The 25929-nt window shown below is 72.4% G+C and carries 22 protein-coding genes and 5 tRNA genes; 13 read left to right on the forward strand and 14 right to left on the reverse strand.

The annotated features are described in order from the left end of the window. Nucleotides 1-49: 49 nt before the first annotated feature. Nucleotides 50-625 carry a TetR/AcrR family transcriptional regulator gene (locus ACTVAJ_RS07370; protein WP_470387315.1) on the reverse strand — a complete coding sequence of 192 codons (576 nt, stop codon included), beginning with the start codon at nucleotides 623-625 and terminating at the stop codon, nucleotides 50-52. A gap of 121 nt (nucleotides 626-746) precedes the next feature. On the opposite strand from ACTVAJ_RS07370, the gene ACTVAJ_RS07375 reads away from it, so the two are divergent. Further along, on the forward strand, nucleotides 747-2231 hold the full coding sequence (locus tag ACTVAJ_RS07375; protein WP_470387316.1) for an FAD-dependent monooxygenase: 1485 nt from the start codon (nucleotides 747-749) through the stop codon (nucleotides 2229-2231). A 62-nt stretch (nucleotides 2232-2293) separates the two neighbouring features. Here ACTVAJ_RS07375 and ACTVAJ_RS07380 read toward each other — a convergent pair whose 3' ends face one another. Beyond that, complete coding sequence (locus tag ACTVAJ_RS07380; RefSeq protein WP_470387317.1) at nucleotides 2294-3706, reverse strand: MATE family efflux transporter; 1413 nt, start codon at nucleotides 3704-3706, stop codon at nucleotides 2294-2296. A gap of 178 nt (nucleotides 3707-3884) precedes the next feature. On the opposite strand from ACTVAJ_RS07380, the gene ACTVAJ_RS07385 reads away from it, so the two are divergent. Continuing rightward, nucleotides 3885-4331: a carboxymuconolactone decarboxylase family protein gene (locus tag ACTVAJ_RS07385; protein ID WP_470387318.1), complete on the forward strand. Its 447-nt coding sequence runs from the start codon at nucleotides 3885-3887 to the stop codon at nucleotides 4329-4331. A gap of 154 nt (nucleotides 4332-4485) precedes the next feature. Continuing rightward, a complete protein-coding gene (locus tag ACTVAJ_RS07390; RefSeq protein ID WP_470387319.1) occupies nucleotides 4486-6303 on the forward strand; it encodes an AMP-dependent synthetase/ligase in 1818 nt (605 codons plus the stop codon). Between the two features lie 117 nt (nucleotides 6304-6420). Here ACTVAJ_RS07390 and ACTVAJ_RS07395 read toward each other — a convergent pair whose 3' ends face one another. Beyond that, the gene (locus ACTVAJ_RS07395) at nucleotides 6421-6930 is read right to left on the reverse strand and encodes a DUF7144 family membrane protein (protein ID WP_470387320.1); all 510 of its coding nucleotides are present in this window, start codon (nucleotides 6928-6930) and stop codon (nucleotides 6421-6423) included. A gap of 197 nt (nucleotides 6931-7127) precedes the next feature. Further along, nucleotides 7128-8084, reverse strand: coding sequence for an SDR family NAD(P)-dependent oxidoreductase (locus tag ACTVAJ_RS07400; RefSeq protein WP_470387321.1), 957 nt, complete (start codon nucleotides 8082-8084; stop codon nucleotides 7128-7130). A 139-nt stretch (nucleotides 8085-8223) separates the two neighbouring features. Here ACTVAJ_RS07400 and ACTVAJ_RS07405 point away from each other — a divergent pair, with 139 nt between their 5' ends. Both ACTVAJ_RS07405 and ACTVAJ_RS07410 read left to right on the forward strand, forming a co-directional pair. Further along, a complete protein-coding gene (locus ACTVAJ_RS07405; protein WP_470387322.1) occupies nucleotides 8224-8796 on the forward strand; it encodes a TetR/AcrR family transcriptional regulator in 573 nt (190 codons plus the stop codon). Nucleotides 8797-8910: 114 nt separating this feature from the next. Then, complete coding sequence (locus ACTVAJ_RS07410) at nucleotides 8911-9672, forward strand: SDR family NAD(P)-dependent oxidoreductase (protein WP_470387450.1); 762 nt, start codon at nucleotides 8911-8913, stop codon at nucleotides 9670-9672. 134 nt (nucleotides 9673-9806) lie between these two features. Here the strand turns inward: ACTVAJ_RS07410 and ACTVAJ_RS07415 are convergent, their stop codons facing one another. Then, entirely contained in the window at nucleotides 9807-12344 is a 2538-nt protein-coding gene (locus ACTVAJ_RS07415; protein WP_470387323.1) for a sensor histidine kinase, read from the reverse strand. 275 nt (nucleotides 12345-12619) lie between these two features. Between ACTVAJ_RS07415 and ACTVAJ_RS07420 the strand changes: the two genes are divergently transcribed. From ACTVAJ_RS07420 to ACTVAJ_RS07430, 3 genes are all read left to right on the forward strand, one after another. Beyond that, complete coding sequence (locus ACTVAJ_RS07420; protein WP_470387324.1) at nucleotides 12620-13351, forward strand: response regulator; 732 nt, start codon at nucleotides 12620-12622, stop codon at nucleotides 13349-13351. Further along, nucleotides 13348-14775 carry a TrkH family potassium uptake protein gene (locus tag ACTVAJ_RS07425; RefSeq protein WP_470387325.1) on the forward strand — a complete coding sequence of 476 codons (1428 nt, stop codon included), beginning with the start codon at nucleotides 13348-13350 and terminating at the stop codon, nucleotides 14773-14775. Before ACTVAJ_RS07420 ends, ACTVAJ_RS07425 begins: the two co-directional genes overlap by 4 nt. A 122-nt stretch (nucleotides 14776-14897) precedes the next feature. Beyond that, nucleotides 14898-15782: an SCO6745 family protein gene (locus ACTVAJ_RS07430; RefSeq protein ID WP_470387326.1), complete on the forward strand. Its 885-nt coding sequence runs from the start codon at nucleotides 14898-14900 to the stop codon at nucleotides 15780-15782. Between the two features lie 46 nt (nucleotides 15783-15828). Here the strand turns inward: ACTVAJ_RS07430 and ACTVAJ_RS07435 are convergent, their stop codons facing one another. Beyond that, nucleotides 15829-16140, reverse strand: a complete 312-nt coding sequence (locus ACTVAJ_RS07435; RefSeq protein WP_470387327.1) for an SHOCT domain-containing protein — start codon at nucleotides 16138-16140, stop codon at nucleotides 15829-15831. A gap of 201 nt (nucleotides 16141-16341) precedes the next feature. Beyond that, complete coding sequence (gene sph, locus ACTVAJ_RS07440) at nucleotides 16342-17274, reverse strand: sphingomyelin phosphodiesterase (RefSeq protein ID WP_470387328.1); 933 nt, start codon at nucleotides 17272-17274, stop codon at nucleotides 16342-16344. Between the two features lie 297 nt (nucleotides 17275-17571). On the opposite strand from sph, the gene ACTVAJ_RS07445 reads away from it, so the two are divergent. Together ACTVAJ_RS07445 and ACTVAJ_RS07450 are read left to right on the forward strand one after the other, a co-directional pair. Next, on the forward strand, nucleotides 17572-19323 hold the full coding sequence (locus tag ACTVAJ_RS07445; RefSeq protein ID WP_470387329.1) for a Na+/H+ antiporter NhaC family protein: 1752 nt from the start codon (nucleotides 17572-17574) through the stop codon (nucleotides 19321-19323). Between the two features lie 94 nt (nucleotides 19324-19417). Then, complete coding sequence (locus ACTVAJ_RS07450; RefSeq protein WP_470387330.1) at nucleotides 19418-20299, forward strand: alpha/beta fold hydrolase; 882 nt, start codon at nucleotides 19418-19420, stop codon at nucleotides 20297-20299. A 97-nt stretch (nucleotides 20300-20396) separates the two neighbouring features. On the opposite strand, the gene ACTVAJ_RS07455 is transcribed toward ACTVAJ_RS07450, so the two are convergent. The 5 genes from ACTVAJ_RS07455 to ACTVAJ_RS07475 all read right to left on the reverse strand — a co-directional run bounded on the left by ACTVAJ_RS07455 (nucleotide 20397) and on the right by ACTVAJ_RS07475 (nucleotide 21435). Next, nucleotides 20397-20473 (reverse strand) — tRNA-Val (locus ACTVAJ_RS07455). A 25-nt stretch (nucleotides 20474-20498) separates the two neighbouring features. Beyond that, nucleotides 20499-20573, reverse strand: a tRNA-Cys gene (locus tag ACTVAJ_RS07460). 45 nt (nucleotides 20574-20618) lie between these two features. Then, nucleotides 20619-20691 (reverse strand) — tRNA-Gly (locus ACTVAJ_RS07465). A gap of 63 nt (nucleotides 20692-20754) precedes the next feature. Further along, nucleotides 20755-20827, reverse strand: a tRNA-Gly gene (locus ACTVAJ_RS07470). A gap of 176 nt (nucleotides 20828-21003) precedes the next feature. Continuing rightward, nucleotides 21004-21435 (reverse strand): roadblock/LC7 domain-containing protein, encoded by a 432-nt coding sequence (locus ACTVAJ_RS07475; RefSeq protein ID WP_017597946.1) that lies wholly within the window; start codon nucleotides 21433-21435, stop codon nucleotides 21004-21006. Between the two features lie 398 nt (nucleotides 21436-21833). Here ACTVAJ_RS07475 and ACTVAJ_RS07480 point away from each other — a divergent pair, with 398 nt between their 5' ends. Continuing rightward, nucleotides 21834-22676: an aminotransferase class IV gene (locus ACTVAJ_RS07480; protein ID WP_470387331.1), complete on the forward strand. Its 843-nt coding sequence runs from the start codon at nucleotides 21834-21836 to the stop codon at nucleotides 22674-22676. A 90-nt stretch (nucleotides 22677-22766) separates the two neighbouring features. Here the strand turns inward: ACTVAJ_RS07480 and ACTVAJ_RS07485 are convergent, their stop codons facing one another. Continuing rightward, entirely contained in the window at nucleotides 22767-23189 is a 423-nt protein-coding gene (locus ACTVAJ_RS07485) for an SsgA family sporulation/cell division regulator (protein ID WP_470387332.1), read from the reverse strand. A gap of 472 nt (nucleotides 23190-23661) precedes the next feature. Here ACTVAJ_RS07485 and ACTVAJ_RS07490 point away from each other — a divergent pair. Further along, nucleotides 23662-23735: transfer RNA gene (locus tag ACTVAJ_RS07490), tRNA-Val, on the forward strand. Between the two features lie 264 nt (nucleotides 23736-23999). Next, nucleotides 24000-25433, forward strand: coding sequence for an NF041680 family putative transposase (locus ACTVAJ_RS07495; RefSeq protein WP_470387333.1), 1434 nt, complete (start codon nucleotides 24000-24002; stop codon nucleotides 25431-25433). Between the two features lie 8 nt (nucleotides 25434-25441). Here the strand turns inward: ACTVAJ_RS07495 and ACTVAJ_RS07500 are convergent, their stop codons facing one another. Next, complete coding sequence (locus ACTVAJ_RS07500) at nucleotides 25442-25741, reverse strand: PGPGW domain-containing protein (protein WP_470387334.1); 300 nt, start codon at nucleotides 25739-25741, stop codon at nucleotides 25442-25444. Nucleotides 25742-25929: the final 188 nt, after the last annotated feature.

The following is a 25929-nucleotide window of genomic DNA, read 5'->3' on the forward strand; positions in this document are numbered from 1 at the left end:
CGGGCGCCCGGACGGCAGCCCCCTGTGGTGACCGCTCCGGGGGCGGGTCCTAGCCCCGGGCGGCCGCCGCCATGGCGCGGCCGATCCGCTCGGCCTCCTCACCCGAGGGCAGGGGGGCCCCGGAGGCGAGCCGGGCCATGATCACCCCGGTCATCAGGTCGGCGACCACCAGCGCGTTCCTCGTGTCGGGCAGTTCGCCGCGCGCCGCGGCGCGCTCCAGCACCTCGGTCACCAGTTCCAGGCGCCGGCCGAGGGTCGTGCGCAGGACCACCCCGCCCTCCCGGCTCTGGAACGCCTCGGCGAGGGCGTGCCGGGCCAGGGCCTCGGTCCTGGGCCTGGAGAACACTCCGAACACCGTCGTCGCGGCCGCGACCAGATCGGTGTCCAGCGAACCCGTGTCGGGAACCTCGATGCGGTCGATCGTGACGCTCTCCGCCACGGCGACCAGGAGGTCCCGCTTGGTGGCGTAGCGGCGGAAGACGCTCGTGCGGCCGACTCCGGCGCGCGCGGCCACCTCGTCGAAGGTCAGGTCGAATCCTCGCTCGACCAGCAGTTCCGCCGCGGCCTCGAGGATCGCCGCGTCCTTGGCCGGGTCGGGGCGGCGGCCTCCGCGACCTCCACTCATGATTCCCACCTTCCGGGGGTTGACTTTGATTCCGGTACTCTTAGTATCGGTACTAAAGGTACCGGAACCTAGAGTACCGGATATGGCTCGAACGGCACCACACCCCCCGAAGGAGCACGTCATGAGCGTCATCGTCGTCGGATCCGGCCCCACCGGACTCATGCTCGCCGGAGACCTGGCCGAGGCCGGGGTGGACGTCAGGATCCTGGAGCGCCGGGCCGAGGAGTCCAACCTGACCCGGGCCTTCGCCGTCCACGCCCGCTCCCTGGAGGTGCTGGACGTGCGCGGTGTCGCCGACGAACTCGTGGAGCAGGGCTTCACCGTTCCCGAACTGCGGGCGAGTTTCGGCACGCGCGGCTTCTCCGTCGACCTCGGCCGCCTCGAGAGCCGCCACCCCTACGTCCTCATGGTGCAGCAGGCCCGGACGGAGACCCTGCTGCGGCGCAGGGCCGAGCGGCTGGGCGTCCCCATCGTCCGGGGCGCCGAGGTCACCGGCCTCACCCAGGACGCGGACGGCGTCACCCTCACCGTCCGCACCGCCGAGGGCGAGCACACCGAGCGCGCCGACCACGTCGTGGGCACCGACGGCGCCCACAGCGCGGTCCGCGGACTCCTCGGCGTCCCCTTCGTCGGCCGCAGCTACCAGACGCACATCATGATCGCCGACGTCCGTCTGGACAACGACCTCCCCAACGCGATCAACCCGTTCATCGCCGCCGACGGCTTCGCGCTCCTGCCCCCCTTCGGCGACGGCTGGTTCCGCGCCGTGGTGTGGGACCGGACCCGTGAGGAGGTGCCCCTCGCCGAGCCCGTGACCCAGGAGGAGCTGAACGCCTCCCTCGACCGCCTCACCCGGGGCCGGGTCCGGGCCGCCGAGGTGCGCTGGTCCACCCGCTTCCTCAGCGAGCGCCGCCAGGCCGAGCACTACCGGGTCGGCCGCGTCCTGCTCGCGGGGGACGCCGCGCACGTCCACTCCCCGATCGGCGGCATGGGGATGAACACCGGACTCCAGGACGCCGTCAACCTGGCCTGGAAGCTGGCGGCGGTCGAGCGGGGCTGGGCGCCCTCCTGGCTCCTGGACTCCTACGAGGCCGAACGCCACCCGGTCGGCCGCGCGACCCTGCGCCTGACCGACACGGTCACCCGCATGGTCGTCGCCTCCGGCCCCGTCCGCGCCCTGCGCCCCTACGTGGTGCCCCGGCTGGTCGCCAACGAGCGGGTGTCCCGCGCCGTGCTGGGCATGATGTCCGGGATCGGGTTCTCCTACGACCTGCCCGACTCCCTGGTCGGCTCACCGGGGGCGGGGGAGCGGGTGCCCGACCTGGACCTGCGGGTCGACGGAGCGCCCACCAGGCTGTTCGCGCTGATGGACGCGGTGCGCTTCACCCTGGTCGACACCTCGGCCAACGGTGTCGCCGCCACCGCCGCGAAGCCCTGGGGCGAGCGGGTCCGTGCCGTGCGCGCGCAGGGAACGCTCCCGCACGGCGCCGAGGTCCTGCTGGTCCGCCCCGACGGTTACACCGCCTGGAGCGGTCCGGCCGCCGACGCGGACGGCCTCGTCCGGGCGCTCACCGAGTGGGCCGGGGCGGCGCCCGCGATCCGCTGAGGGCGGTGCCCGTGACCGTCCGACCAGCCGCCCGCGGCCCGGCCGCCGGAGCCGGGCCGCGCTCACACGCGCGCCGACAGCCGCCAGAACGCCAGCCCCTGGCCCGCCACGAGGCCCAGCGTCGCCACGGCGTACCCGGTCCAGAGCAGGGCGAGTCCGCCCAGTTCGGCGAGCGGGACCGCGACCAGGGACAGCAGCCCGTAGCAGAGGGCGAACGAGTACAGGGACGGCAGTGTGTTCCTGATCCCCATCAGCCCCATACCGGGCTGCGACTGCGCGGCGTCGCACACCGCCACGACGAACAGCAGCGGCAGCAGGGCGACCACCCCGGTCCGCACCTGCGGGTCGGCGGTGAACAGCCCCACCACCGGACCCGCCGCGATCCAGACCGCCGCGGTGCCCGACGCGACGACCGGCAGCGACACCAGGTATCCCGCCGCCACCGTGCGCCGCACCCCGGTACGGTCGCCCCGGCCCGCGGCCCTGGCCGTGAAGGGGATCGAGGCCTGGCCGACGGCCACCGCGGGCAGGAAGGCGAACGAGGCGATGACGACCAGCAGCTGGTGGGCGGCCGCGTCCGCGGCGGTGGTCCGGGCCACGGCCATCGCCAGCACGCTCATCGTCCCGAACTTGACCAGCAGGGTCGACCCCGTGGGCAGACCCACCCGCGCGATCGCCCAGACCCCGGACCACCGCGGCGCGCCGCGCCACACCCGGGTCCCGCGCAGGACGGTGCGCCGACGGACGACGTACACCGACAGCGGCGCCGTGAGGCAGCCGTCCACGAGCAGCGCCACCCCCGCCCCGGCCAGCCCCAGCTCCGGCACGGGTCCGACACCGAGGATCAGGGCCGGGGTCAGCACCACCGCCAGCCCCGTGCTCAGCAGGCTCAGGGCCAGGACGCTCCGGCCGCGCCCCAGCCCGATGAGCAGTACGGTCATCGACGACTTCACCGCCGCCAGGACCACCCACGCGCCGATGAGCGGGGGGTAGGCCCCCAGCGCCGCCACGGTGGGGTCGGCGACCCCCAGCGGTCCGGCCCACAGCGGCACCGACGCCACCAGCGCACCGCTGGGGAACCCCATGAGCAGGCCCAGCAGGGCGCTGTGCCGCACGATCGGGGCGAGCGCGTCGGGATCGTCCTCGTGCTCGGCGACGAAGGGCGTCGACCCGCGCAGGGCACCCTGGACGACCCCCAGCACGGGGGCCAGGACGGCGGTCACCAGCGCGTGCGCCGCCAGGTCGGCGGTGCCGACGTTGCCGAGGACCCCGGCCGTGACCATGCCTCCGGCCATCGTGGCCAGCATCGACAGGTACAGCGGTACGGCCTTGCCCGCGACGGCGCGTGCCAGGCGGCCCACGGGTTCGGGGGGTGTCCGTCCGGGAGGGACGCCTCCGGCAGGTGCGCCCGGTCCGGCGGCCCGGTCGCCGGGGCCGGTGGCGGGGAGGGGGAGGTCGGACGGTCGCCCGGACATGCGTTCCCTTCGACGGCGGACGGTGCTCCGCGGCGGGGTCGGGACAGACCGTAGCACCCGGCCCGGGACACGCGACGGCCGCGGGCGACGGGGATCCGCGCCCGGTCGGTTGGTAGCGTGAGCGCCGACACGTCCCACGCGTTCGCGCGGGGCACCGCGGTCGTCACTGGAGGGCACCATGGCCGAGAAGCGTGTGATCTGGTCCAAGAAGCTTCCCGAGGTGTACGGCAAGCTCGACGAGGTCGACAAGGTCGTCGGTGAGCACCTCGACACCACCCTCCTGGAGCTGCTCAAACTGCGCTCCTCGATGCTCAACGGCTGCGGGTTCTGCGTCGACCTGCACACCCGGCGGGCACTGGACGCGGGCGAGACCCAGCAGCGCCTCTTCCAGGTGTCCACCTGGCACGAGGCGGGCGATCTGTTCACCGACGCCGAGCGCGCGGTGCTGGCGTTCACCGACGAGATGACCCGCATGGGCGAGGGCGGGGTGTCCGACGCGACCTACGCCGCCGTGGCCGGGCACTTCTCCGACGAGCAGGTGGCCGCGCTGATGACGGCCATCGCGATGATCAACCTCTACAACCGGCTCGCGGTCACCAGCGGTCTGCACCCCCGCAGGCACTGAGCCGCCGTCGCGGATCCGGTCACCCGCCCCGTGACCGGATCCGGCCGCCCGTGTGCGGCCCCCTCCCCGGAGCACCCGTGTCCGTGTGACAGTGGGACCGACGCAGTCGGTTCTCCTCCTGGCCTCCCGTCAGGACGAACTCCGGGAGTTCGGCATGACCTCCGATGTCCCCGTCGACCGTGACACCACCGACGACACGATCTGCTCCCTCCTGCGGCGCAACGCCGCCGACCATCCCGACCTGCCCGCCCTGTCCTGGCGGGACCCCGACACCTCCGCGTGGTCCACGCTCACCTGGTCCGGTGTCCGCCGCCGGGTGACCGACCTCGCCGGACGCCTCGCGGCCCTCGGCGTCGAACCCGGTGACCACGCCCTGCTCATGATGGGCAACCGCCCCGAGCACTGGCTCTGCGACCTGGCCCTGGTCCACCTCGGAGCCGTCACCACGACCGTCTACGGCACCTCCGCCCCCGCCCAGGTCGCCCACATCGCACGGCACAGCCGGGCCCGCCTCGCCGTGGTCGGCGACGCCGCCACCGCCGAGCTCTGGGAGGACCTGCTCCGAGCGGACGACGTCCCGCTCCGACGGCTCGTCGTCGTGGACGGCGCCGAGCCCGAACGGGGCCACACCAGGCTGGCGGACGCGGCCGCCGAGCCGGGGGAGGAGGCCGTCGAACGCTGGCGCGACCTGACCCCCGACCACCTCCTGACCGTCATGTACACCTCCGGGACCACCGGCGACCCCAAGGGCGTCGCCGTGACCCACCGCGGCGTCCTGAGCAACGCCGCGGCGCTGGACGCGGTCGCCGAGGTGCCCGCGCACGCCGCGCACATCTGCTACCTGCCGCTCGCCCACATCGCCGAGCGCATGCTCGGCCTGTACCTTCCGCTGCTGCGCGCGTCGCACGTGTGGATGTGCGAGGACCCGGCCGACCTCCCCGACGTCCTCAGACACGTGCGGCCACCGCAGTTCTTCGGGGTCCCGCGCGTGTGGGAGAAGCTGGCCTCCGCGGTCCGGGCGGGTCTGGCCCGGCTGCCGCAGGAGCGGCGCGCGGACGTGGACCGGGCACGGGCCGTGGCCGCGGAGTACGCCGACCACCGCGAACGCGGCGGAGGGATCCCCGAGGAGCTGGGCGAGCGCTTCGAACGGGAGCGCGCCCGGGTCCTGGCGCCGATCCTGGCCGGGGTGGGCCTGGACCGCGTCACGTGGGCCTCCTGCGCCTCCGCGCCGATGCCCGTCGAGGTCCTCCGGTTCTGGGCCGGGCTCGGGGTGTGCGTCATGGACGCGTGGGGACTGACCGAGACCTCCGGGGTGGCCACCGCGAACAGTCCGCGCACCGGTTTCCGGACGGGCTCGGTCGGCCGCCCGATCCCCGGGACACGGGTCCGGCTCGGCGCCGACGGGGAGGTGTCCGTCCGGGGGCCCTCCCTCTTCCGGGGCTACCTGGGCGCGGACGGCTCGGTGGTGCCGGCCACGGACCCGCAGGGGTGGTTCGCCACCGGTGATGTCGGACGCCTCGACGAGGAGGGCTTCCTGTGGATCACCGACCGCAAGAAGGAGCTGATCGTCACCTCCGGCGGCAAGAACGTGTCACCCGCGCTGGTGGAGGGGGCGCTCAAGGAGCATCCGCTGGTCGGGCAGGCCCTCGCCCACGGTGACCGCCGCCCCTACCTGGTCGCCCTCCTGGTCCTGGACCCGGAGACCGCGCCGGTGTGGGCCCAGGCGCACGGGATCGACGCCCGCGGCGACGTGCGCGCCCTGGCCGGGCACCCGGCCGTGCTCGCGGAGGTGGAGCGCGCGGTCGAGTCCGCCAACGCCCGGCTCAGCCGCCCCGAACGGGTCCGGCGCCACGTACTGCTGGCGGAGGAGTGGGCGCCCGAGAGCGGGGAGCTGACGCCGACGCTCAAGCTCCGCCGCGGGGTGGTGGTCGAGCGCCACCGCGAGGCGCTGGACCGCCTCTACGGGGGCTGAGGGGCCGGTGCGGCCGGTCCGGCCCGTCCGGGGCGCACACGCAGACGTCCCCGCCCGGGGATGGTCCGGGCGGGGACGGGGCTCCTGCGCAACGGCGCCGGCTACCGGTGTCCGCGGTCAGCCGGTCGTCTGCTCGCGTCCGCTGGACCGCTCGGTCGGCTCCTGCGCCCTCCGCGCGCCGCGCGGCGCCTCGTGGGCCGCCTGGTAGCCGCTGCGGTAGGCGGCCTCCTGGCGCTCGTGCTCCATCTTCTCCGCCGAGGGCCATCCGGCGGTCATGCCGTAGATCACCAGGACGTTGACGGCGATCGCGACGACCGACCACATCGGCATGGCCACCAGGAAGGCCAGCTGCGCGATGATGTTGATCGAGGCGAGCACGACGCCGAACACACGGGCCCAGGTGCTGCCCGACAGCACGGCCAGACCCGCGATGACCAGGACGGCGCCCCACAGGCCGAGGAGCGCTCCCCAGGCCCCGTACTCCCACACGAGCATGCCGGTCTCCGTCACCGCGTAGAAACCGGGGGTCACGAGCGCGACCACGCCCTGCACGATGTTGATCGCACCGATGACGATCATGAGTGTCGCGACGAAGAACTGCCAGCCGTTGGCGGATGTTGTCCGCATGGCGTGCTCCTAACCGGCCGTCCGGGCGGACCGAGGTCGGACTCCGTACGGCACCACAGGTGTTACGGACGAGTGCGTCTGGTACGCATACCGCCCGTTCATCATCGGACAGGGTCGGTCACCGGGAGCCCAGCCCCCGTTTCGGATCGGGCAAAGTTCGTCGGCCGGGGACGGGCGTTCGCGCGGGGGCGGGCGGCTCAGGCGAAGGCGTCCACCCCCGTGAGCTCGGCGGAGAACGCCCACAGCCGCTCGGCCTGTCCGGGGTCGACGGCGTAGGAGCGTACCCCGGGGCGGGCGTCGTCGGTTCCCGCGGGCACGGCGATGTCGCAGTCCTCGCAGTACACCCCGCCCATCCCCGCCAACCGGGGCGACGTGGCGGCCCAGACCTGTGTGGACGCGCCCTGCTCCGGGGTCTTGAACGACGGGTTGGCCAGGTTGCCGTCCTCGTCGATCCACCCGTTGGCGACCATCTCCTCCGTGGCCATGTGCCGCTGCAGCGGGGTGAGGATCGCTCCCGGGTGCAGGGAGAACGCCCGTACCCCGGACGCCTCGCCCAGCCGGTCGAGGTGGACGGCGAAGAGCACGTTGGCCGTCTTGGCCTGGCCGTAGGCCACCCAGCGGTCGTAGCCGCCCTCGAACCACGGGTCGTCCCAGCGGATCGGCGAGTTGTGGTGTCCGACCGAGGAGACCGACACGACCCGGGCTCCCCCGTCGGCGAGGGCGGGCCACAGCCGGTTGGCGAGGGCGAAGTGCCCCAGGTGGTTGGTGGCGAACTGGTACTCCCAGCCGGGGCCCGCCGTCCACTGGGGGCAGGCCATGACCCCGGCGTTGTTGACGAGAACGTCGATCGGGCGGCCCGTGGCCAGGAACCGGTCGGCGAAGGCGCGCACGCTGTCCAGGTCGGCCAGGTCCAGGGTGTCGACCTCGACGCCCCCGATCCCCGCCAGCTCGCGCTCGGCGGTCTCCCGGCGCCGTGCCGGGACCACCACCCGGGCGCCCGCGGCGGCCAGGGCCCGGGTCGTCTCCAGGCCGATCCCCGAGTACCCGCCGGTCACCACCGCCGTCCGCCCGGTGAGGTCGATCCCCTCCAGGACATCCCTGGCGGTGCTGCGCGCACCGAACCCGGATCCGATGAGTTTGTGCGGTGTCGTCATGTCCGGAACCCTAGGACCTGGAGCGCGCTCCAGGTCAACATCCGCCGCCCGCGCGGAGGGGGACCCGAGCGACGTGTCGCTCACCCGCGGGGGAGGTTTTTCTTGACTGATCGTTCCGGAAAGGTCTAGGGTCACAGGCATGGCAAGGGTCAAGGAGTTCGATCCGGACGTCGTCCTGCGCAAGGCCGTGGAACTGTTCCGGTGCAAGGGGTACGAGGCGACCTCGATGGCCGACCTCGTCGAGCACCTGGGCATCAGCAGGGCCAGTCTGTACTCGACCTTCGGCGGCAAGCGCGAGCTGTACGTGCGCGCCCACGACCGGTACGTGGAGGAGGGGGTCGACTTCGTCGGCCTGCTCTCCCAGCCCGGGCCGGTCCTCCCGGCCGTCCGCTCGCTCGTGGAGAGGTACGCCGAGGATTCCGTCGCCGACCGCCACGGCTGTCTCGTGACCAACTCCGCGGTGGAGATGGCGTTGTGCGACCCGGCGGTCGGACGCCGGGTCGAGGCCAACTGGAACCTCGCCGAGACCGCGCTGGCCTCGGCCCTCACCCGGGCGCGCGCCCAGGGGGAGCTGGCCCAGGACCGGGACCCCCGGGCGCTGGCGCGGCTCCTGCTGGTCCTGCTCCAGGGGATGCGCGTGGTCAGCCGGGGTGCCGACGACCCCGCCAGGCTCCGCGACGCGGCCCGGGAGGCGTTGACCCTGCTGGACTGACCCCCGCGTCGGTCATGGGCATTCGCATGCCCAAATTCCAGAATGATCGTTCTTGAAAACATCGAGTTCCGGACGCGTGGTACACGCGTGCCGGGCGACCCCGAGGAGATCACCGTGACCGCACGATTCACCGACCGCACCGTCCTCGTCGTGGGCGGAGGTTCCGGTATCGGCCGCGCCACCGCCCGCGACTTCGCCCGGGAGGGTGCCACCGTCGTGGTCGCCGGCAGGACCGAGGCCGCCCTGGCCGAGACCGTCGAGCTGATCGCCAAGGACGGCGGCCGGGCCGACCACGTCCTGGCCGACGTCACCGTCCAGGAGGACGTCGAGCGCCTGGTCGCCACCGTCGTGGAGCGCCACGGCGGGCTGCACGTCGCGCACAACAACGCGGGCGTCCTCGGCGACGCCGCTCCGGTCGCCGACCTCGACCCCGACGCGTGGCGCCGGGTCCTGGACGTCAACGTCACCGGGGTGTTCCTGGCGATGCGGGCCGAGATCGCGCACATGCGCGCCCACGGCGGGGGCGCGATCGTCAACACCTCCTCGATCTTCGGCGCCCACACCCGGATGAGCGGGCTGGCCGCCTACGGGGTGTCCAAGGCCGCCCTGAGCCATCTGACCCGTGTCGCGGCGCTCGACCACGTCGGTGACGGTGTCCGGATCAACGCGGTCAGCCCCGGAGCCGTGGACGCCCCGATGTCGCTGCTCCCGGAGGAGACCGTCGAGCAGCGGGCCGCCCGGATCGGGCCGTCGATCCCGCTCGGCCGGATCGGTGCGCTCGACGAGATCAGCTCCGCGGTGCTGTGGCTGGCCTCGGACGAGGCGGGCTTCGCGGTCGGCCACGACCTGGTGGTGGACGGCGGCGTCACCGCCTGAGCCTCCGGGCGCACCGTGGGCCCGCCGGTCCCGGGAGCCTTCGCGCGGCGGGCCGCAGCACCGACGTCCACCGTCGGGAGGCGGCCCGCCGTTGCACCGTGCGCGTCCGCACGCACGGTCCGCACGGCGGGGTCCTACCTCCCGTCGGCCGCCAGCGGGAGGGTGATGCGCATGGTCAGGCCGCCGCCCGGGGTGGTCGTCGGCTCCAGCGCACCGCCCATGGCCTCGACCAGTCCGCGCGAGAGGGCCAGCCCCAGGCCGAGTCCGGCGTCGTGCCCGCTGTCCCCCAGCCGCTGGAACGGGACGAACATGCGCTCCTTCTCCTGTTCCGGGACACCGGGTCCGTGGTCGACGATCCGCACCCGCACCTCGGTCCCGGCGTCGGCGGCCGTGACCGTGGGCGGGGCGCCGGGCGGGCTGAACCGCAGCGCGTTGCCGACCACGTTGACCAGGACCCGTTCGAGCAGCCCGGGGTCGGCCTCGACCAGGGGCAGACCCTCCGGGACGTCGACCCGGACGGCCCGGCCCCCGTCCCCCAGTTCGTCCAGCGCACGGAACACGCTCTCCCCCAGGGGCAGTGCGGTGGCGGTCACGCCCATCACCCCGGCCTGGAGACGGCTCATGTCGAGCAGGTCGGCGACCAGGGCGGTCAGCCGGTCCAGGGACTCGTCGGCCGTGGCCAGGAGTTCGGCCCGGTCCTGCGGGCCGAAGCTGACCTCCGTGCTGCGCAGGCTGGTGACCGAGGCCTTCGCGGAGGCCAGGGGTGCGCGCAGGTCGTGGCTGACCGCGGCCAGTAGGGCGGTGCGCATGCGGTCGGCCTCGGCCAGGGGCCTGGCCGCCGCGGCCTCGTCGGCCAGACGGACCTGACGCAGCGCGAGTGCGGCCTGGGCGGCGAACGCCCCGATGACGCGCTGGTCGCCCGCGTCGGGGCGGCGCCCCTGGAGGACCAGGGCGAGGGAGTCGTCGATGGGCACGTCCACGTCCCAGTTGCCGGGCGCGCGGCAGGGCGGTTCGCCCACCGACGCCGCCACGGTCCACGCGTCCCGGTCGGCGCGGTGGTCCGGGCCGGTCGACGAACCCGGTACCCGTTCGACGAGCGCGACCGAGGTGAGGGAGAAGCCCTCCCTCAGCCGTTCGAGCAGCGCCTCCAGGGGACGCGAGCCCCGAAGGACGCCGCCCGCCACGGTGGCCAGGGCCTGGGCCTCGGCGCCGGCCTGGGCGGCCTGCCGGGTACGGCGGGCCGACCGGTCCACCACGACGCTGACCGACACGGCCACCACCAGGAACACGACCAGGGCGAGCATGTGCTGCGGGGAGTCGATGGCGAAGGTGCGGTACGGCGCGGTGTAGAGGAAGTTGAGCAGCAGGAACCCGCCCAGGGCGGCCGCCACGGCGGGCCACATGCCGCCGACCAGCGACGTGGTCGTCACCGTCGCGAGCACCAGCAGGACGCCGCTGGTGAACGAGTCCTCGTTGCGGGGCAGACCGACCCCGAACACCGCCAGGGGCAGCACGGTCAGGGCGAGCGCGAAGCCCGTGAGCCTGCGGCGGCGGGAGAGCGCTCCCGCGGCACCGTTCGGCCGTGGCCTGGCGCCCGCCTCCTCGTGGGTGACCAGGTGGACGTCGATCGACCCGGACCGCGCGGCCGTGGTGATGCCGACCCCGGGCGAGACCATGTGGGCCAGCCTGCCGCGCCGGCTGACGCCGAGGACCAGTTGCGTGGCGTTGACCGCGCGGGCGAACTCGATCAGCGCCGTCGGCACGTCCCCGCCCAGCACCTCGTGGTAGGTGCCGCCCAGATCCTCGACGAGCACGCGCTGCCGGGCGAGCTCGGCAGGGTCGGCGCCGACCAGGCCTCCGCTGCGGGCCACGTGCACGGCCATGAAATCGGCGCCCCTGCCCCGGGCGGCGATCCGGGCGGCCCGGCGGACGAGGGCCGCCCCCTCGGAGCCGCCGGTGAGGGCGACCACGACCCGCTCGCGCGCCTCCCAGGTGGCGGCGACGCCGTGCTCGTCCCGGTACCGGCCGAGTTCGGCGTCGACCCGGTCGGCGAGCCACAACAGCGCCAGTTCGCGCAGGGCCGTGAGGTCGCCGATCCGGAAGCGGCCGTCCGGTGCCGCGTCGCTCCTCCCGGGACCGGGGATGTTCTCGTGCAGCATCCTCCGGCGCAGCGCCTCGGGGGCCATGTCGACCAGTTCGATCTGCCCGGCCTGACGGACCCACGCGTCCGGGACGGTCTCGTGCTGGGTGACGCCCGTGATCCGGGCGACGACGTCGTTGAGCGACTCCAGGTGCTGGATGTTCACCGTGGACAGCACCGTGATCCCCGCGTCGAGCAGGGTCCGGACGTCCTGCCAGCGCCTGGTGTGCCGACCGCCGGGGGCGTTGGTGTGCGCGAGTTCGTCGACCAGGACGACCTGCGGCGCGCGTTCCAGGACGGCGTCCAGGTCCATCTCCCCGCACCCGCCGTCCCGGTGGACGACCGTCCGGCGGGGCACGACCTCCAGGCCCCCGACCATCGCCGCGGTCCCGGTCCGGCCGTGCGTCTGGACGAACCCGACGACGACGTCGGTCCCGCGTCCGAGGCGCCGGTGCGCCTCCTCCAGCATCCGGTAGGTCTTGCCCACGCCGGGCGCGGCCCCCAGATAGATGCGCAGCTGACCACGTGCCATTGGTGCGGTCCCCCTCTCCGGACACCCATTCTTGTGCTGCGGAACGGGCATTCCTGACGATTCGCCGCTAACGAACCGCTAATTTCCCGCCCTCCGGCGCTAAGGGAGCGTTGTCGCACGCGGTGGCCCCGGCAGGGGTCCCCCAGAGTCGACCTGGTGCCGCCCGGTGTCGTCGCCCGCGCCCGGGGGTACCACGGCATACCATCGTCTCCGCGCGAGTACCCGAAACGGACACCAGGGCGGTGATCCGGCACGGGTGGAGGACTGAACACCCCATGGACACGGCACCACGGATCCTGGTCGTCGACGACGACCCGCGGATCCGCAAGACGCTCGAGGTGAACCTTCGGGCCCGCGGCTACACCTCGGACCTGGCGGCGACCGGTGAGGCCGCGCTGCGCCTCGCGGCCCGCCACCGCCCGGACCTGGTCCTGCTCGACCTGGGTCTGCCCGGCATGGACGGGTTGGACGTCGTCCACGGCCTGCGGGGGTGGACCGGTGTGCCGATCGTCGTGCTGTCGGGGCGCGACACCGAGAGGGTGAAGGTCCGGGCCCTGGACCTGGGCGCCGACGACTACGTCATCAAGCCGTTCGGCATGGACGAGCTGTTCGCGCGGGTCAGGGCGGCCATGCGGCGGTCCGCGGCGCCGGAGGAGCCGGTGGTGGTCCGGACCGACGACTTCACGGTCGACCTCGCGGTCAAACAGGTCCTGAGGGACGGCGAGCCGGTGCGGCTGACCCCGCGCCAGTGGCAGATCGTGGAGGTCCTCGTGCGCGAGGCCGAGCGCCTGGTCACCCACGAGCAGCTGTTGCGCGAGGTGTGGGGCCCGTCCTACGGGACCGAGACCCACTACCTGCGCGTGTTCATGACCCGGATCCGGCAGCGGCTGGAGCCCGATCCCCCGCGCCCGCGCTACTTCATCACCGAGCCCGGGCTGGGATACCGCTTCCGCCCGGATGCTCCCACCGGGAAGCCGGGAGAACGGGGACACGGAGGCCGGGAGTGATCACGCGGGACCGGGGAGGAGCGGGGTCGCGCCTGGCCCGGCTGCGGCTGAGGGCGCGCAGACGGGCCGACCGCGCCCTCCGGGGGCTGTCCGGGTGGGCGAAGCCGCCCCAGTTGACGGCCGGGGCGTTCGCCTCGGCGATCCTGGTCGGAACGCTGCTGCTGATGCTGCCCGTCGCCACGGAGACGGGGGAGTCCGCCCCGTTGGTCAGGGCGCTGTTCACCGCGACCTCCGCGGTGTGCGTGACCGGCCTGATCGTCGTGGACACCCCCGTGTACTGGTCCACGTTCGGCGAGGTGGTGATCCTGGCACTGATCCAGGTCGGCGGCTTCGGCATCATGACCCTGGCCACAGTGCTCACCCTGGTGGTCGGCCGCAAACTCGGGCTGCGGATGGCCGTGCGCGCCAGGTCGGAGGCCAAGGCACTGACCCTGGGGGACGTGCGCCAACTGGTGACCGGCGTCCTCCTGGTGACGGTCGTGGCCGAGTCGGTCCTGGCGGTGGCCCTCTGGCTGCGCTGGTGGCTCGCCTACGGGGAGCCCGTGGGCCACGCCCTCTACCTCGGGGTGTTCCACGCGGTCTCGGCCTTCAACAACGCCGGGTTCGCCCTGTTCTCCGACAGCCTCGAGGGCTACGTGGCCGACCCGTGGATCAGCGTTCCCGTGGCGCTGGCGGTCATCGCGGGCGGACTGGGCTTTCCCGTGTGGGTGGAGTTGTGGTGGTTCACGAGGAGGAGGCGCGAGTCGTACCGGTGGTCCCTGCACGCCAGGATCACCCTGACCACCACGGCCGTGCTGCTGGTGGCCGGCTTCGTCGCCTTCCTCGTCCTGGAGTGGGACAACCCCGCCACCATGGGCGGGCTCGACCTGCGGGGCAGGATCCTCGCGGCGTTCTTCCAGGCGGTCATGCCGCGCACGGCCGGGTTCAACAGCCTCCCCTTCGGTGAGATGAACACCTCGACCCTGCTCGTCACCGACATCCTGATGTTCGTCGGCGGAGGCAGCGCCGGGACCGCCGGAGGGATCAAGGTCACCACCTTCGCCCTCCTGGCCTTCGTGGTCTACGCCAACGTGCGCGGCGAGCCGAGCGTCCACGTGGCCGACCGCCGCCTCGCCTCGGGGGTCGCCTCACAGGCCACCACCGTGGTCCTGCTCGCCATCGGCCTGGTCATCGCATCGACGCTGGCGCTGATGATCATGACCCCGTTCACCCTCGACCAGATCCTGTTCGAGGTGACCTCGGCCTTCGGCACGGTCGGCCTGTCGACCGGCATCACGGGACAGCTGACGGCGCCCGGGGAGCTGCTCATCGTCTTCCTGATGTTCGTGGGCAGGATCGGACCGATCACCCTGGCGTCGGCACTCGCGCTGCGTCGGCGGGCACGCCGCTACGAACTCCCCGAGGAGCGCCCGATCGTCGGTTAGGGAGGCGCCGCCGCGGGATGTCCACAGGCACCGGTCGTCGGGTCCGTTGACCCCCTACCTCCCGGTCGGTATTTTGCGTTCCGGTGCGGCCCCAGCCCGCACCGAGAGGAGACGCGCCTTCCATGAGCGACCACCACCCCGGGGACACGGTGAGCACGGGTGACGCCCGCCGCGCCTGGCAGTCCCTGGAGCCCTACCACTCCATGATCTACTTCTCGCCGGAGGCCAACGCGGCCTACGAGGAACTGGGCCTGAATGCCTGGGCGGCCTACTTCGGCCCGCGCGCCGCCGCCATGGGCCAGGTGTCGGCCGAGGTCGTGGCCGCCACCTTCTACAACTTCAACCCCGAGGTCGTCCGCTCGACCGTTCCCCAGGTGTGGGAGCTCGCCGAGCCCGAACGGATCCTCGCCGCGCGCCACGCCGCCGCGGACGCCACCCTGCGCCGCGTCCTGGGCGACACCGTCGACTCGCCGGAACTCGCCCGCGCGGCCGAACTCGCCCGCCGCGCGGCCGAGGCGGTGGCCGACGACACCGCCGGCCGTCCGCTCTACGCCGCCCACGCCGCCCTGCCCTGGCCGGAGGAACCGCACATGGTCCTGTGGCACGCGCAGACCCGGCTGCGCGAGTACCGGGGCGACGGCCACGTCGCCGCCCTGGTCCTGGCGGGCCTGAGCGGGTTGGAGGCCCTGGTCACGCACACGGCGGCCGGGAACGCCCTGCCCGTGAAGCTGCTGAAGGCCACCAGGGCGTGGTCGGACGAGGAGTGGGATGCGGCCACCGACCGGCTGCGCGGGCGGGACTGGATCACCGACGAGGCCGACCCCGCGCTGACCCCCGAGGGCCGTCGGCGCAGGGACGGGATCGAGGAGGCCACGGACCGGTCGGCCCTGGCGCCCTACGCGGTCCTGGGCACGGACGGCTGCGCGGAGCTGGCCGAACTCGGCGCGCCGCTGTCGCGGTCGCTCTCCGAGGAGCTCATGCCCTGGAGGTCGGCCAAGGGGGCCTGAGCGTGCGGGACCGGCCGGTCGGCGCCGCGCGCCGACCGGCCGGGCGTCACTGTTCGAGGTCCGTCTTCCTCTGGAAGTACTCCTCGCGGGAGATCTCGCCGGTGGCGTAGCGCCTGCGGAGTTCGGCCAGCGCGGGGTCCGACGGCAACGGGCCCGGCGTGCCCGCGCTCCGGGAGCCGCCCGACCGGCCCAGCCAGGCCACGAGCGCCACCACGAGGGCGATGACGACCAGGGCGCTGAGCACCCATGCCCCCATCACCCAGCCCCCCGTCGGGCCCATCATTCCCGGGCCCATCGGCCACCAGTGATGGCCCCAGCCGTCCCCGTGCGCCGGGACGGACATCAAGATCTGCCACATGACCGCTCCTCACCCCGTCCGGGTGCGCGACCGGTGCGGTGACTCCCGCACCCGCCACCCGGGCGCGTCCACCGAGAGGGACCGTTCCTCCCTCCACGCTACTCTTCGGGCCGGGTCCCTCCCGGTCCGGGAACGGCGGAGGGCACGCCCCGGAGCGATCCGGAACGCGCCCTCACCGGCGGGTCGTCGCCTGGGCGCCGACTACACGCCCTGGCCGCCGAGGACGGGGTAGTGGTCGGAGTAGTCCTCGTAGGTGTAGGACCGGCCCCACGACCAGACCGTCCACGGTTCGCTGTGCACGTCGCGCGTCTCGTTGACGTAGGACGCGGGCGCGGCGGAGTTGCGGATCGGCAGGACGTGGTCGAGGTGCTCCGACGGCCAGTCCGGGTAGTTGTAGTGGGCGATGGAGTTGGTCCCGGTGTCCCAGGAGTGGGGGGCGCCCGCGTGGGTCGGCTCGACGGCGTCGAGCTGCTTGAGGGCCTGGTCCCACTCCTGGCCGCCGCCGACGATGTTCAGGTCGCCGGCGACGTAGACGGGCTCGTCGTCGGGGACGGTGGCGTCGATGAAGCCGCGGATCTGTCCCAGCTGGCGGGTGCGGATCTCCTCGTCCTCACCGTCGGAGCAGGCGCTGTCCTCGGACTGCATGTGGGTGCCCACGACGTGCAGGGGGCCGTCGGGTGTGTCGAGTTCCACGTAGGCGAAGCCCTTGTTGGCGAACCAGTCGGCCCCGCAGGCGCGGGTGAAGATGTGCTGTTCCTGCCGGGTGATCGGCCACGTGCTGTGGACGCTCACCCCGCCGTTGGTCGTCGTGTGGGAGCGGTATCCGGAGGTCTCGTCCCAGCCGTCGCGCGAGCGGCCGACCACGGGGGTGCCGTGCGGGTACTCCTGGGAGATCCCCTCGCGCAGGACGTCGGCCGAGGAGTTGTCGAACAGCTCCTGGAGCACCACGACGTCCTGGCCGGAGACGACGCCGTCCCGGACGATCAGGTCGGCGCGGATCGACTGGCCCCAGTTCGGGTAGAGCGCGGTCGGCAGCAGGTAGGCGTTGTAGGTGGTGATGCGGGGTGTCGGTCCGTCGTCGGCCGAAGCGGGGACGGCCGTGACGAGGAGGGGTATGAGTGCGGCGAGAATCATGGGGGCAATTCGTCTGTACACGAGGGCACAGCCTGACCATCCCAGGACGCTAACCGGGCACCAGCGGGTTACTTGTCGGTAGCGAAAGCGTGGACGTTGCGGGCGGCCGACCGCGCCCCGGCGGCCTCCCGGCCGTTCCGGGGGCGGTCGGCCGGGTGCCCCGCCCCGCGCCCCCGCGGTGAGTGTTCAGGTAAAAACCATGCCTGAACTGGACAAACAGTGCGGTTGAGAATGCTCGGCCGACCGTGGGTGGGCGACCTTCGTCTGAGGAGTTCCCGAGGACGTGAAGGAACGGCCATGACGCGGATCAGACCGACCACGCAGGACGGCCGGGCCCGGGGAGCCGGCGGGGCGCGTACCGGGCGGTGGCGGAGCAGTGTCGGCGCGCTGCTGCTCGCCGTCGTCGCGGTGGTCGCCCTGGGCGCCTTCGCCTCGGGGGTGGGGGCCGTGCCCGTACCGGCCGACCCCGCCCAGGAGGCGGACGCAGCGGCGACGGGGCGCTGGTGGTCGATCCTGCCGCCCGTGCTGGCGATCGGTCTCGCGCTCGCGACCCGGCAGATCCTGCCCGCCCTGTTCGCGGGTATCTGGCTGGGGGCGTGGTTCCTGGAGGGGCTGTCCCCGCTCGGTCTGCTGACCTCGCTGCTCGACTCGGCCGGCGTGTACACCGTCGAGGCGCTCGCCGACCCCGACCACGTGATGATCGTGGTGTTCACACTGATGATCGGCGGTCTTGTGGGGGTGATCCGCAAGAACGGCGGCACCGACGGGATCGTGCGCGTGGTGACCCGCTGGGCCGGTACCCCGCGCGGGGGCCAGACCGTCACCGCCGGCCTGGGCGTGGCCGTCTTCTTCGACGACTACGCCAACACGCTGGTGGTCGGCAACACGATGCGCCCGATCCTGGACCGGCTGAACGTGTCCCGGGAGAAACTCGCCTACATCGTCGACTCCACGGCGGCGCCGGTGGCGACACTGGCGCTCCTGTCGACCTGGATCGGCTTCCAGGTGGTGCTGATCGACGACGCCGTCGCCGGGACCGGACTGGCCATGAACGGCTTCGCGGTCTTCGTCGAGTCGCTGCGGTACGCGCTGTACCCGGTCCTGGCGATCGTGTTCGTCTTCACGGTCGCGCTGACGGGGCGCGACTTCGGTCCGATGCTGGCCGCCGAGCGCCGGGCCCGCTCCACGGGGGAGGTCCTGCGCGAGGGTTCCCACCTGGGTGCCGGGGGTGAGGCGGACGAACTGGCCCCGGCCCAGGAGACGCCGCGCAGGCTGCTCAACGCCCTCGTCCCCATCCTGGTCCTGGTCGCCACCACGGTGGTCGGACTGCTCGCCACGGGGGAGGGCGACACCGTCATCGAGATCGTGGGGGACGGGGACCCGTTCTCGTCGCTGCTGTGGGGATCGCTCCTGGCTCTGGTCGTGGCGGCCGCGATGAGTATGGGCCAGCGGATCCTGACCATGGGACAGATCGTCGACGCGTGGTTCGCGGGCCTCAAGTGCGTGCTGTACGTGGTCATCATCCTGACCCTGGCCTGGGCGCTGTCCGACCTCACCTCCCGGCTGGGCACCGCGGAGTTCATCGCGGGCACGCTCGGCGAGGCGATCCCGCTGTTCCTCCTCCCGGCCCTGCTGTTCGTGATCGCCGCGGCGGTGGCCTTCGCCACCGGGACGAGCTGGGGGACGATGGGCATCCTGACCCCGCTCGCGGTCCCGCTGGCCTGGGCCGCCCTGGAGGCGCAGGGACTGGACTCGCCCGACGGCCATCCCCTCCTGTTCGCCTCCGTCTCGACCATCCTCGCCGGGTCGGTGTGGGGCGACCACTGCTCGCCGATCTCCGACACCACGGTCATCTCCGCCCTGGCGTCCCAGTGCGACGTCATCGACCACGTGCGCACACAGCTGCCGTACGCGCTGTTCGTGGCCGGGGTGGTGCTCGTGCTGGGTCTGGTCCCGGTCGGGCTCGGCCTGCCCTGGTGGGCGGCGCTGGCCCTGTGCGCGGTGGCCCTCGTGGTCGGGCTGAGGTTCCTGGGCCGGAAGGTGGAGTGACACGGGCCGTGTGTCTATCTAATGGTTAAAAAGCTATTGACGCATTAGTTGATGGTCCACTAGAACAGACGCACGCCTACAGGGAGGACCCCCCATGCCCGCGAGCACCGCCGCCACAGCCCGCACCGCCCACCGCTTCGTCGATGTCCGGGGGGCGCGGGTGTTCTACCGGGAGTCGGTGCCCGAACGTCCGGACGCCCCCGTCCTGCTGCTGCTGCACGGCTTCCCGTCCGCCTCCCACCAGTACCGGCGCCTGATCGACGCCCTGGGAACCCGCTACCGGATGATCGCCCCGGACTACCCGGGTTTCGGCCACACCGAGGTTCCGGCCGAGGGGTTCACCCCCGGCTTCGACGCCCTCGCCGACACCGTCGAGGGTTTCGTCGACCGCCTCGGGCTGACCCGGTTCACGATGTACGTGTTCGACTTCGGCGCGCCCGTGGGCTTCCGCCTCGCCCTGCGGCGGCCGGAACTGGTCGCCGGGCTCATCGTGCAGAACGGCAACGCCTACGCCGAGGGGCTCTCCGAGGCGGCCCGCGAGTTCACCGCCCTGACCCCGGACACCCCGGGCGCGGAGCGGACCATCCGCGACCTGTTCACCCTGGCGGCGACCCGGGCCCAGTACGAGGGCGGCACCGCCGATCCGGAACTGGTCGCCCCGGAGGGCTGGCTGCTCGACCAGTACTTCCTGGACCTGCCCGGACGCAAGGAGGTACAGCTCGCACTGGCCTACGACTACAAGACCAACATCGCGGCCTACCCCCGGTGGCAGGCCTGGCTGCGCGAACACACCCCGCCCACGCTCGTCGTCTGGGGCGCCGACGACCCCTTCTTCCCCGCGCCCGGCGCCCGCGCCTACCTGCGGGACGTGCCCGACGCCGAACTGCACCTGTTCGACACCGGGCACTTCGCGCTGGAGGAGAAGCTCCCCGAGATCGCGCCCCTGGTCGCCGACTTCCTCGACCGCGCGGTGTGACGTGTGGGGGTCGCGGCCGGGGGTGGTGCTCCCGGCCGTGCACCGGCCGGACACAACGAGAACGGGCTCCCGTGGGAGCCCGTTTCGAGGGTGATGCTGGTGGGCGATACAGGATTCGAACCTGTGACCTCTACCGTGTCAAGGTAGCGCTCTAACCAACTGAGCTAACCGCCCTCATCTGGGGGATGAGGACCCACAGTGGAGCCGGAGACGGGAATCGAACCCGTGTGCAGGGATTTGCAGTCCCTTACCTAAGCCACTCGGACACTCCGGCGAGGAAGGGCACGAGGGCCTGCTCCGACCCGTGCGGGCCTCTTCGAGCGGACGACGGGATTCGAACCCGCGACCCTCACCTTGGCAAGGTGATGCTCTACCAGCTGAGCCACGTCCGCGTGTGTTCCGGGCCGAACCCGGACCGGTGGGGCTCACCCGGAGGCGAACCACACCCTGCTCCGAGCGGACGACGGGATTCGAACCCGCGACCCTCACCTTGGCAAGGTGATGCTCTACCAGCTGAGCCACGTCCGCGCGGCGAGCCTCTTCGGTCCGGCCGATCCTGCCGACCGCCCCGCTCGCTGCGTTAAGAACTGTAGCGGATTCCTGGCCAAGCGCGAAATCGGCTTTCTCCGGGCGTGCTTCCGCTCCCCCCGCGGCAGGCCCCGCGCCCGTGGCCCGCCCCGGTCCGCCCGCCCGGATGGCGCTCCCTACTTCTCCACGTGCGCGGGGGTCGACGGCATGTCCGGGCGCGGCGGCGCCGAGAGGTACTGGCCGACCCTCTCGATCACCTTGTTCATCTCGTAGGCGATGAGGCCGACGTCGCTGTCGGCGTCCGACATCAGCGCCATGCAGGCACCCTCGCCCGCGGCTGCCACGAACAGGAAGGCGCGGTCCATCTCGATGATGCTCTGGCGGATGCCGCCCGCGGAGAACTGCTTGCTCGCTCCGCCCGCGAGGCTGTGCAGCCCCGAGGCGATCGCGGACAGGTGTTCCGCGGCCGGGCGTTCCAGCCCGCTGGAGGTGGCCATGAGGAGTCCGTCGGTGGACAGGACGATGGCGTGCTGCGTACCGGAGGCGCGGGTGAGGAGGTCATCCAGCAGCCAGCTGAGTTCTCCACGTGCAGTGCTCGGTGGGGTCATGGCTCTCTTTTGCTCTGTCAGTCGGTCGGGCGTCGTGGGGACTCGCGCCGGAGCACGGCTGACCTGCCCTGTGGGGGTGGCGGTCGACGGCGTGCACCGGTCCCGCATAAGCGTTGCCCAGATGATAGTCATTCGTAACTTATCTGTCTGGCCCGTCGACCGTGCCGAGGGTGGGCCGGAGCCGGGATTCGGTCCCGTGACCAGTTGCGATGCCCCGTGGACGACGAATCGGAAAGTAGACCGGCGGCCGGTGCCGGACACGGGGCTTGCCAAGCCGCCACCATCGCGGGTACGGGGGCGCGACCTCGGCCGGGGCGGTCGCAGCGCAGGTCGGGCCGGGGTGGCAGGATCGACGGTGTGTCATCGCCCGAGGGGCGCGAGAGGACTTGGGGGTCGGGATGAAGGTGTGGATCGCCGGGGCCGGGTTCGGCCGAGGCGCGGTCGTGGACGAGGGTGAGGCGCTCATCCCCGTGTTCGACCACGGCATCACGGTCGGCGACGGTGTCTTCGAGACCGTGCGAGCCAGGGAGGGGCGTCCGTTCGCGCTCACGCGGCACCTGCGCAGGCTCGCCCGGTCCGCGGAGGGTCTCGGTCTGGCCGAACCCGACCTGGACCTGATCGCCGACGGGGTGGCCCGGGTACTGGCGGCCAACCCCGGGGTCACCGACGCGCGCGTGCGGATCACCGTCACCGACGGAACCGGACCTTTGGGTTCGGACCGCTGGTCGGGTGAGCAGACGGCGATCGTGGCCGTCAGCCCCTTCCCGGCGATCGCCTCCGCGGCCGAGGTCGCCCTGTCTCCCTGGCCGCGCAACGAGTTCGGCGCGCTGGCGGGCCTGAAGACCACCTCCTACGCCGACAACGCGCGTGCGCTCGCGTACGCGCGGAGCAGGGGCGCCTCCGAGGCGGTCTTCGCCAACGTGAGCGGCAACCTCTGCGAGGGCACCGGCAGCAACGTCTTCGTGGTGCTGGACGGCCGGCTGGTCACGCCTCCGCTGTCGGCCGGACCGCTGGCGGGCATCACCCGGGGACTCGTCCTGGAGTGGTTCGGCGGTGAGGAGGAGGACGTGCCCATGGAGCGCCTCCCCGAGATCTCCGAGGCCTTCCTGACGTCCACCGGGCGCGACGTCCAGCCGATCCTGCGCATCGACGGGCGGGAGGTCTCCGAGGGGGCGGGACCGGTCACCGTGAAGGCGGCCGCCGCGTTCGCCGAGCGCGCCGCCACCCTGATCGATCCCTGACCGGGCCCGGGCGGAGGTTCCGGGCACGGACACGACTGGGGGACGGCGCCCGACGGCGCCGTCCCCCAGTCGTGTCCGGTGTGGGTGGAGTCAGGGGTTCAGGTGCTGCTGGATCTCCTCGTCCAGGTCCACGAACGTGGGTTCCTGGCCCGCGGGCACGATCTCGTAGGTGCGGTGGAGGAACTCGGCCAGCGGCGAGACCTGCGTGTCGAACTCGGCCTGGCCGAAGGGGGAGGAGAGCGAGATGCTCACGGTCCGGTCCCCGCTGTCGTCCTTGGAGGGCCACACGCGGACGTCGCCCTCGCCCACCGGGCGCACGATGCCGACGGTGAGGAGTTCGCGGGCGAAGATCCACTCCACGGGGTCGTCCTCGCCGGTGTGGAAGGCGACCCGGATCGCGTACGGGTCGTCCGCGCTGTAGTCGAGTCGCGCGACCAGGGGCACCGAGGTGCGCTCGGGGACCACGAGCCGCAGGCCCAGCTCGGCGGTGGCAGTGGTGTCGCTACTGTTCATGTTCGCCAAACCTTTTCTCGTCCGGCCCTGCTGTTGCGGCGCGGGTCGGTTGCCGTCTCACTCGCTCCAACGCGGCCGTCCGCGGACTATGACGTGAGTACGGAGACTTTCTTGGTCGGGGGACCGGAGGCCGCGCTGTCCGCTCCTCGGGGCCAGCGTGCCGCATGGCGGCTGCCCGATCCTTCGTCACTGTAATGACCAGGGGAAACCAAAGATTTCCCAATGTCGGGTGGCCCACGTCACGTCAGGGTAATGAGGTGGGGGTCCCGGCGGGTCCCGCGGGGTCGGGATCCGCGTCCCACGCCGGGGATCCGGCCCGCGTCGTGGCAGCATCGGGTGGGTGTCGAAGTCAAAATGTGGCCTCCGTCACATACCCCGGATCCCTGCCGGTGGGAAGGTGCGTCGAGTACCCCCGAACATGCGCTAGAGTCTTTGTTGTCCGGCCGCGAGGTCGGGCGGGGCAGCAGCCCGGGGGCGATTAGCTCAGTTGGCTAGAGCGCGTCGTTCACACCGACGAGGTCACTGGTTCGAGTCCAGTATCGCCCACAGGAAGAAGGGGCCGACTCCGTGCAGACGGGGTCGGCCCCTTCGTCGTTCTCCGCGATCCGTGCGTTCCGTCCCCCCGGAGGCCGGGCGTCCCGGCTGCGGGGCGCACGTCCGCGGAACGCGCCCTAGCTTGTTGTTTAACGTCGGCCCGTGGCCCGAACACCGTTCCGGCCACGGGTTTCGTCGTTCCCCACACACCAGGACGGCCTTGGAACGATCATGTGCGCTGTCGAGACGCTGATGATCAATCCCAAGGCCGTGTAGGTGAGTGTGCTGTACAACCACGCCCCTGTCGAGTCACTGCCGGAGTTGTCCCGGTTCCGCACCGAGTTCCACGCCAGCCTCACCCATCGCCGTGACGCCCTGTTCGATGTGTGCGACGCCCTGACCAGCTCCCTCGATCCGGTGCACCACCTGGCCCAACTCTCCCTGGAGCCCGAACACCGCCGCGGCCACGGGTCGGCCTACGCCGCCCTCAACCAGGGCCGTATCGACACCGCCCACCTGCGCCAGAGCCTGGCCGCACTACCCCTGCCCCGCTTCCACCACCGCCTGGTACTGGCCGCCGACGTCTCCCCCTGGCTGCGACCGGACGCCTGGACCAGCCCCGAACGGTCCTGGTGCCACACCTACGGACGCGGCACCGGCCAGGCCGAGATGGTCCCGGGCTGGCCCTACTCGGTCATCGTCGCTCTGGAAGAGGGCTCCACCTCCTGGTGCGCGCCGCTGGACGCGGTGCGCCTGCCACCGGGAGCGGACGCGACCGAGGTCTGCGCCGCCCAACTGCGCGCCCTGACGGAGCGGCTTCGCGATGCGGGCCAGCTCCACGACGACGACCCCGAGGTGCTGGTGGTGGTCGACGTCGGCTACGACAGCCCCCGTCTGGCCTTCCTCCTGGCCGACCTGCCGATGCGGGTGCTGGGACGGTTGCGCTCAGACCGAGTGCTCTACGGGCCCGCCGAGCACCTGCCGCCCAACGCCACGGGGCGCCCGGCCAAGCACGGCGTCCCTCTGCGCATGGGAGCCCCCGACACCTGGCCCGTACCGCACACGGTGACCACCACGCCCACCCGCCGCTACGGAGAGGCCACCGCCCGCTCCTGGGACCGGATGCACCCCCGTCTGACGCACCGGTCGGCGTGGGCCGACCATCCCGGGCAGTTGCCGGTGATCGAGGGCACCCTGGTGCTGTTGGAGGTTCAGGCGCTGCCCAGCCGCCGGTCCCCCAAGCCGTTGTGGCTGTGGTCCTCAGCTGTGGGGTTGGGGGCAGGGGAGGTGGATGAGCTGTGGTGGGCTTACCTGCGCCGGTTCGATATCGAGCACACCTTCCGGTTCTGCAAGCAGCAGTTGGGGTGGGACGCGCCCCGGTTGCGCGATCCCGAGGCGGCGGACCGGTGGACCTGGGTCGTCCTGGCGGCCTACACCCAGCTACGGCTGGCGCGGGGAGCGGTTCGTGATGTGCGTTTGCCGTGGCAGCGTCCGGTCGAGCCGCACCGGATGAGTCCGGGCAGGGTGCGGCGCGGGTTTCGGTACCTGCACGCGCGTCTGCCCAGACTCGTGGGTGTTCCGCGGATCTCGCGGCCGGGGCCGGGACGCCCGCAGGGGAGCCCGAACAGGCGCTCCGCTGCCCGTTACAAGGTTCCGAAGAAGAACAGAACGGGCGCTACGGGCCGTCCCGGGGATAAGCAAGCAGGTTAAACAACAAGCTAGTCGGGGTCGGGGGCGGCGAGGCCCCTCCTGGCCGCCCTCCGGGCGCGGAGGCGGCGTAGGAGATCGTCCTTGAGCCGGTTCCCCAAGCGCTCGGCCCGGCGGAACCACGTGCGCGCGGGGCGCAGGAGCCGGTGCGCCCAGTGGAACTCCGAGCTCAGGATGAACAGGCCCAGGATGACCGAGGCGGCTCCGGGGCCGGGGAACACCATCATGACGAGGCCGGCCACGATGACGAGGACCGCCACCGTGGTGACCACCACGCGCCAGGTGAGGTGGAGCGCGGGATGCGCGTGCATGTGTCGCCGAAAGAGTCGGAACCGCGCCCGCAGCCGCCGCCATCGGCGAACGCGAGCAGGGGTGGGGGATGTCTCCGGGGCCGGCGGACCATGGGAAGGGCTCGGTGACATGCGCTCACAGTATTCGGTCGAAGCAAGTGGGCGGATTCGGGTCGGATACGGAGGCGATCGGATGTCAGCTGATTCTC

It is taken from the genome of Nocardiopsis sp. KDC1DS13DA1 (assembly GCF_055632325.1).

Excerpts from the sequence above, each read along its gene's own strand:
- ACTVAJ_RS07370 (WP_470387315.1), bottom strand. The coding sequence starts at position 625 with ATGAGTGGAGGTCGCGGAGGCCGCCGCCCCGACCCGGCCAAGGACGCG.
- ACTVAJ_RS07375 (WP_470387316.1), top strand. The coding sequence starts at position 747 with ATGAGCGTCATCGTCGTCGGATCCGGCCCCACCGGACTCATGCTCGCC.
- ACTVAJ_RS07380 (WP_470387317.1), bottom strand. The coding sequence starts at position 3,706 with ATGTCCGGGCGACCGTCCGACCTCCCCCTCCCCGCCACCGGCCCCGGC.
- ACTVAJ_RS07385 (WP_470387318.1), top strand. The coding sequence starts at position 3,885 with ATGGCCGAGAAGCGTGTGATCTGGTCCAAGAAGCTTCCCGAGGTGTAC.
- ACTVAJ_RS07390 (WP_470387319.1), top strand. The coding sequence starts at position 4,486 with ATGACCTCCGATGTCCCCGTCGACCGTGACACCACCGACGACACGATC.
- ACTVAJ_RS07395 (WP_470387320.1), bottom strand. The coding sequence starts at position 6,930 with ATGCGGACAACATCCGCCAACGGCTGGCAGTTCTTCGTCGCGACACTC.
- ACTVAJ_RS07400 (WP_470387321.1), bottom strand. The coding sequence starts at position 8,084 with ATGACGACACCGCACAAACTCATCGGATCCGGGTTCGGTGCGCGCAGC.
- ACTVAJ_RS07405 (WP_470387322.1), top strand. The coding sequence starts at position 8,224 with ATGGCAAGGGTCAAGGAGTTCGATCCGGACGTCGTCCTGCGCAAGGCC.
- ACTVAJ_RS07415 (WP_470387323.1), bottom strand. The coding sequence starts at position 12,344 with ATGGCACGTGGTCAGCTGCGCATCTATCTGGGGGCCGCGCCCGGCGTG.
- ACTVAJ_RS07420 (WP_470387324.1), top strand. The coding sequence starts at position 12,620 with ATGGACACGGCACCACGGATCCTGGTCGTCGACGACGACCCGCGGATC.
- ACTVAJ_RS07430 (WP_470387326.1), top strand. The coding sequence starts at position 14,898 with ATGAGCGACCACCACCCCGGGGACACGGTGAGCACGGGTGACGCCCGC.
- ACTVAJ_RS07435 (WP_470387327.1), bottom strand. The coding sequence starts at position 16,140 with ATGTGGCAGATCTTGATGTCCGTCCCGGCGCACGGGGACGGCTGGGGC.
- sph (WP_470387328.1), bottom strand. The coding sequence starts at position 17,274 with ATGATTCTCGCCGCACTCATACCCCTCCTCGTCACGGCCGTCCCCGCT.
- ACTVAJ_RS07445 (WP_470387329.1), top strand. The coding sequence starts at position 17,572 with ATGACGCGGATCAGACCGACCACGCAGGACGGCCGGGCCCGGGGAGCC.
- ACTVAJ_RS07450 (WP_470387330.1), top strand. The coding sequence starts at position 19,418 with ATGCCCGCGAGCACCGCCGCCACAGCCCGCACCGCCCACCGCTTCGTC.
- ACTVAJ_RS07475 (WP_017597946.1), bottom strand. The coding sequence starts at position 21,435 with ATGACCCCACCGAGCACTGCACGTGGAGAACTCAGCTGGCTGCTGGAT.
- ACTVAJ_RS07480 (WP_470387331.1), top strand. The coding sequence starts at position 21,834 with ATGAAGGTGTGGATCGCCGGGGCCGGGTTCGGCCGAGGCGCGGTCGTG.
- ACTVAJ_RS07485 (WP_470387332.1), bottom strand. The coding sequence starts at position 23,189 with ATGAACAGTAGCGACACCACTGCCACCGCCGAGCTGGGCCTGCGGCTC.
- ACTVAJ_RS07500 (WP_470387334.1), bottom strand. The coding sequence starts at position 25,741 with ATGCACGCGCATCCCGCGCTCCACCTCACCTGGCGCGTGGTGGTCACC.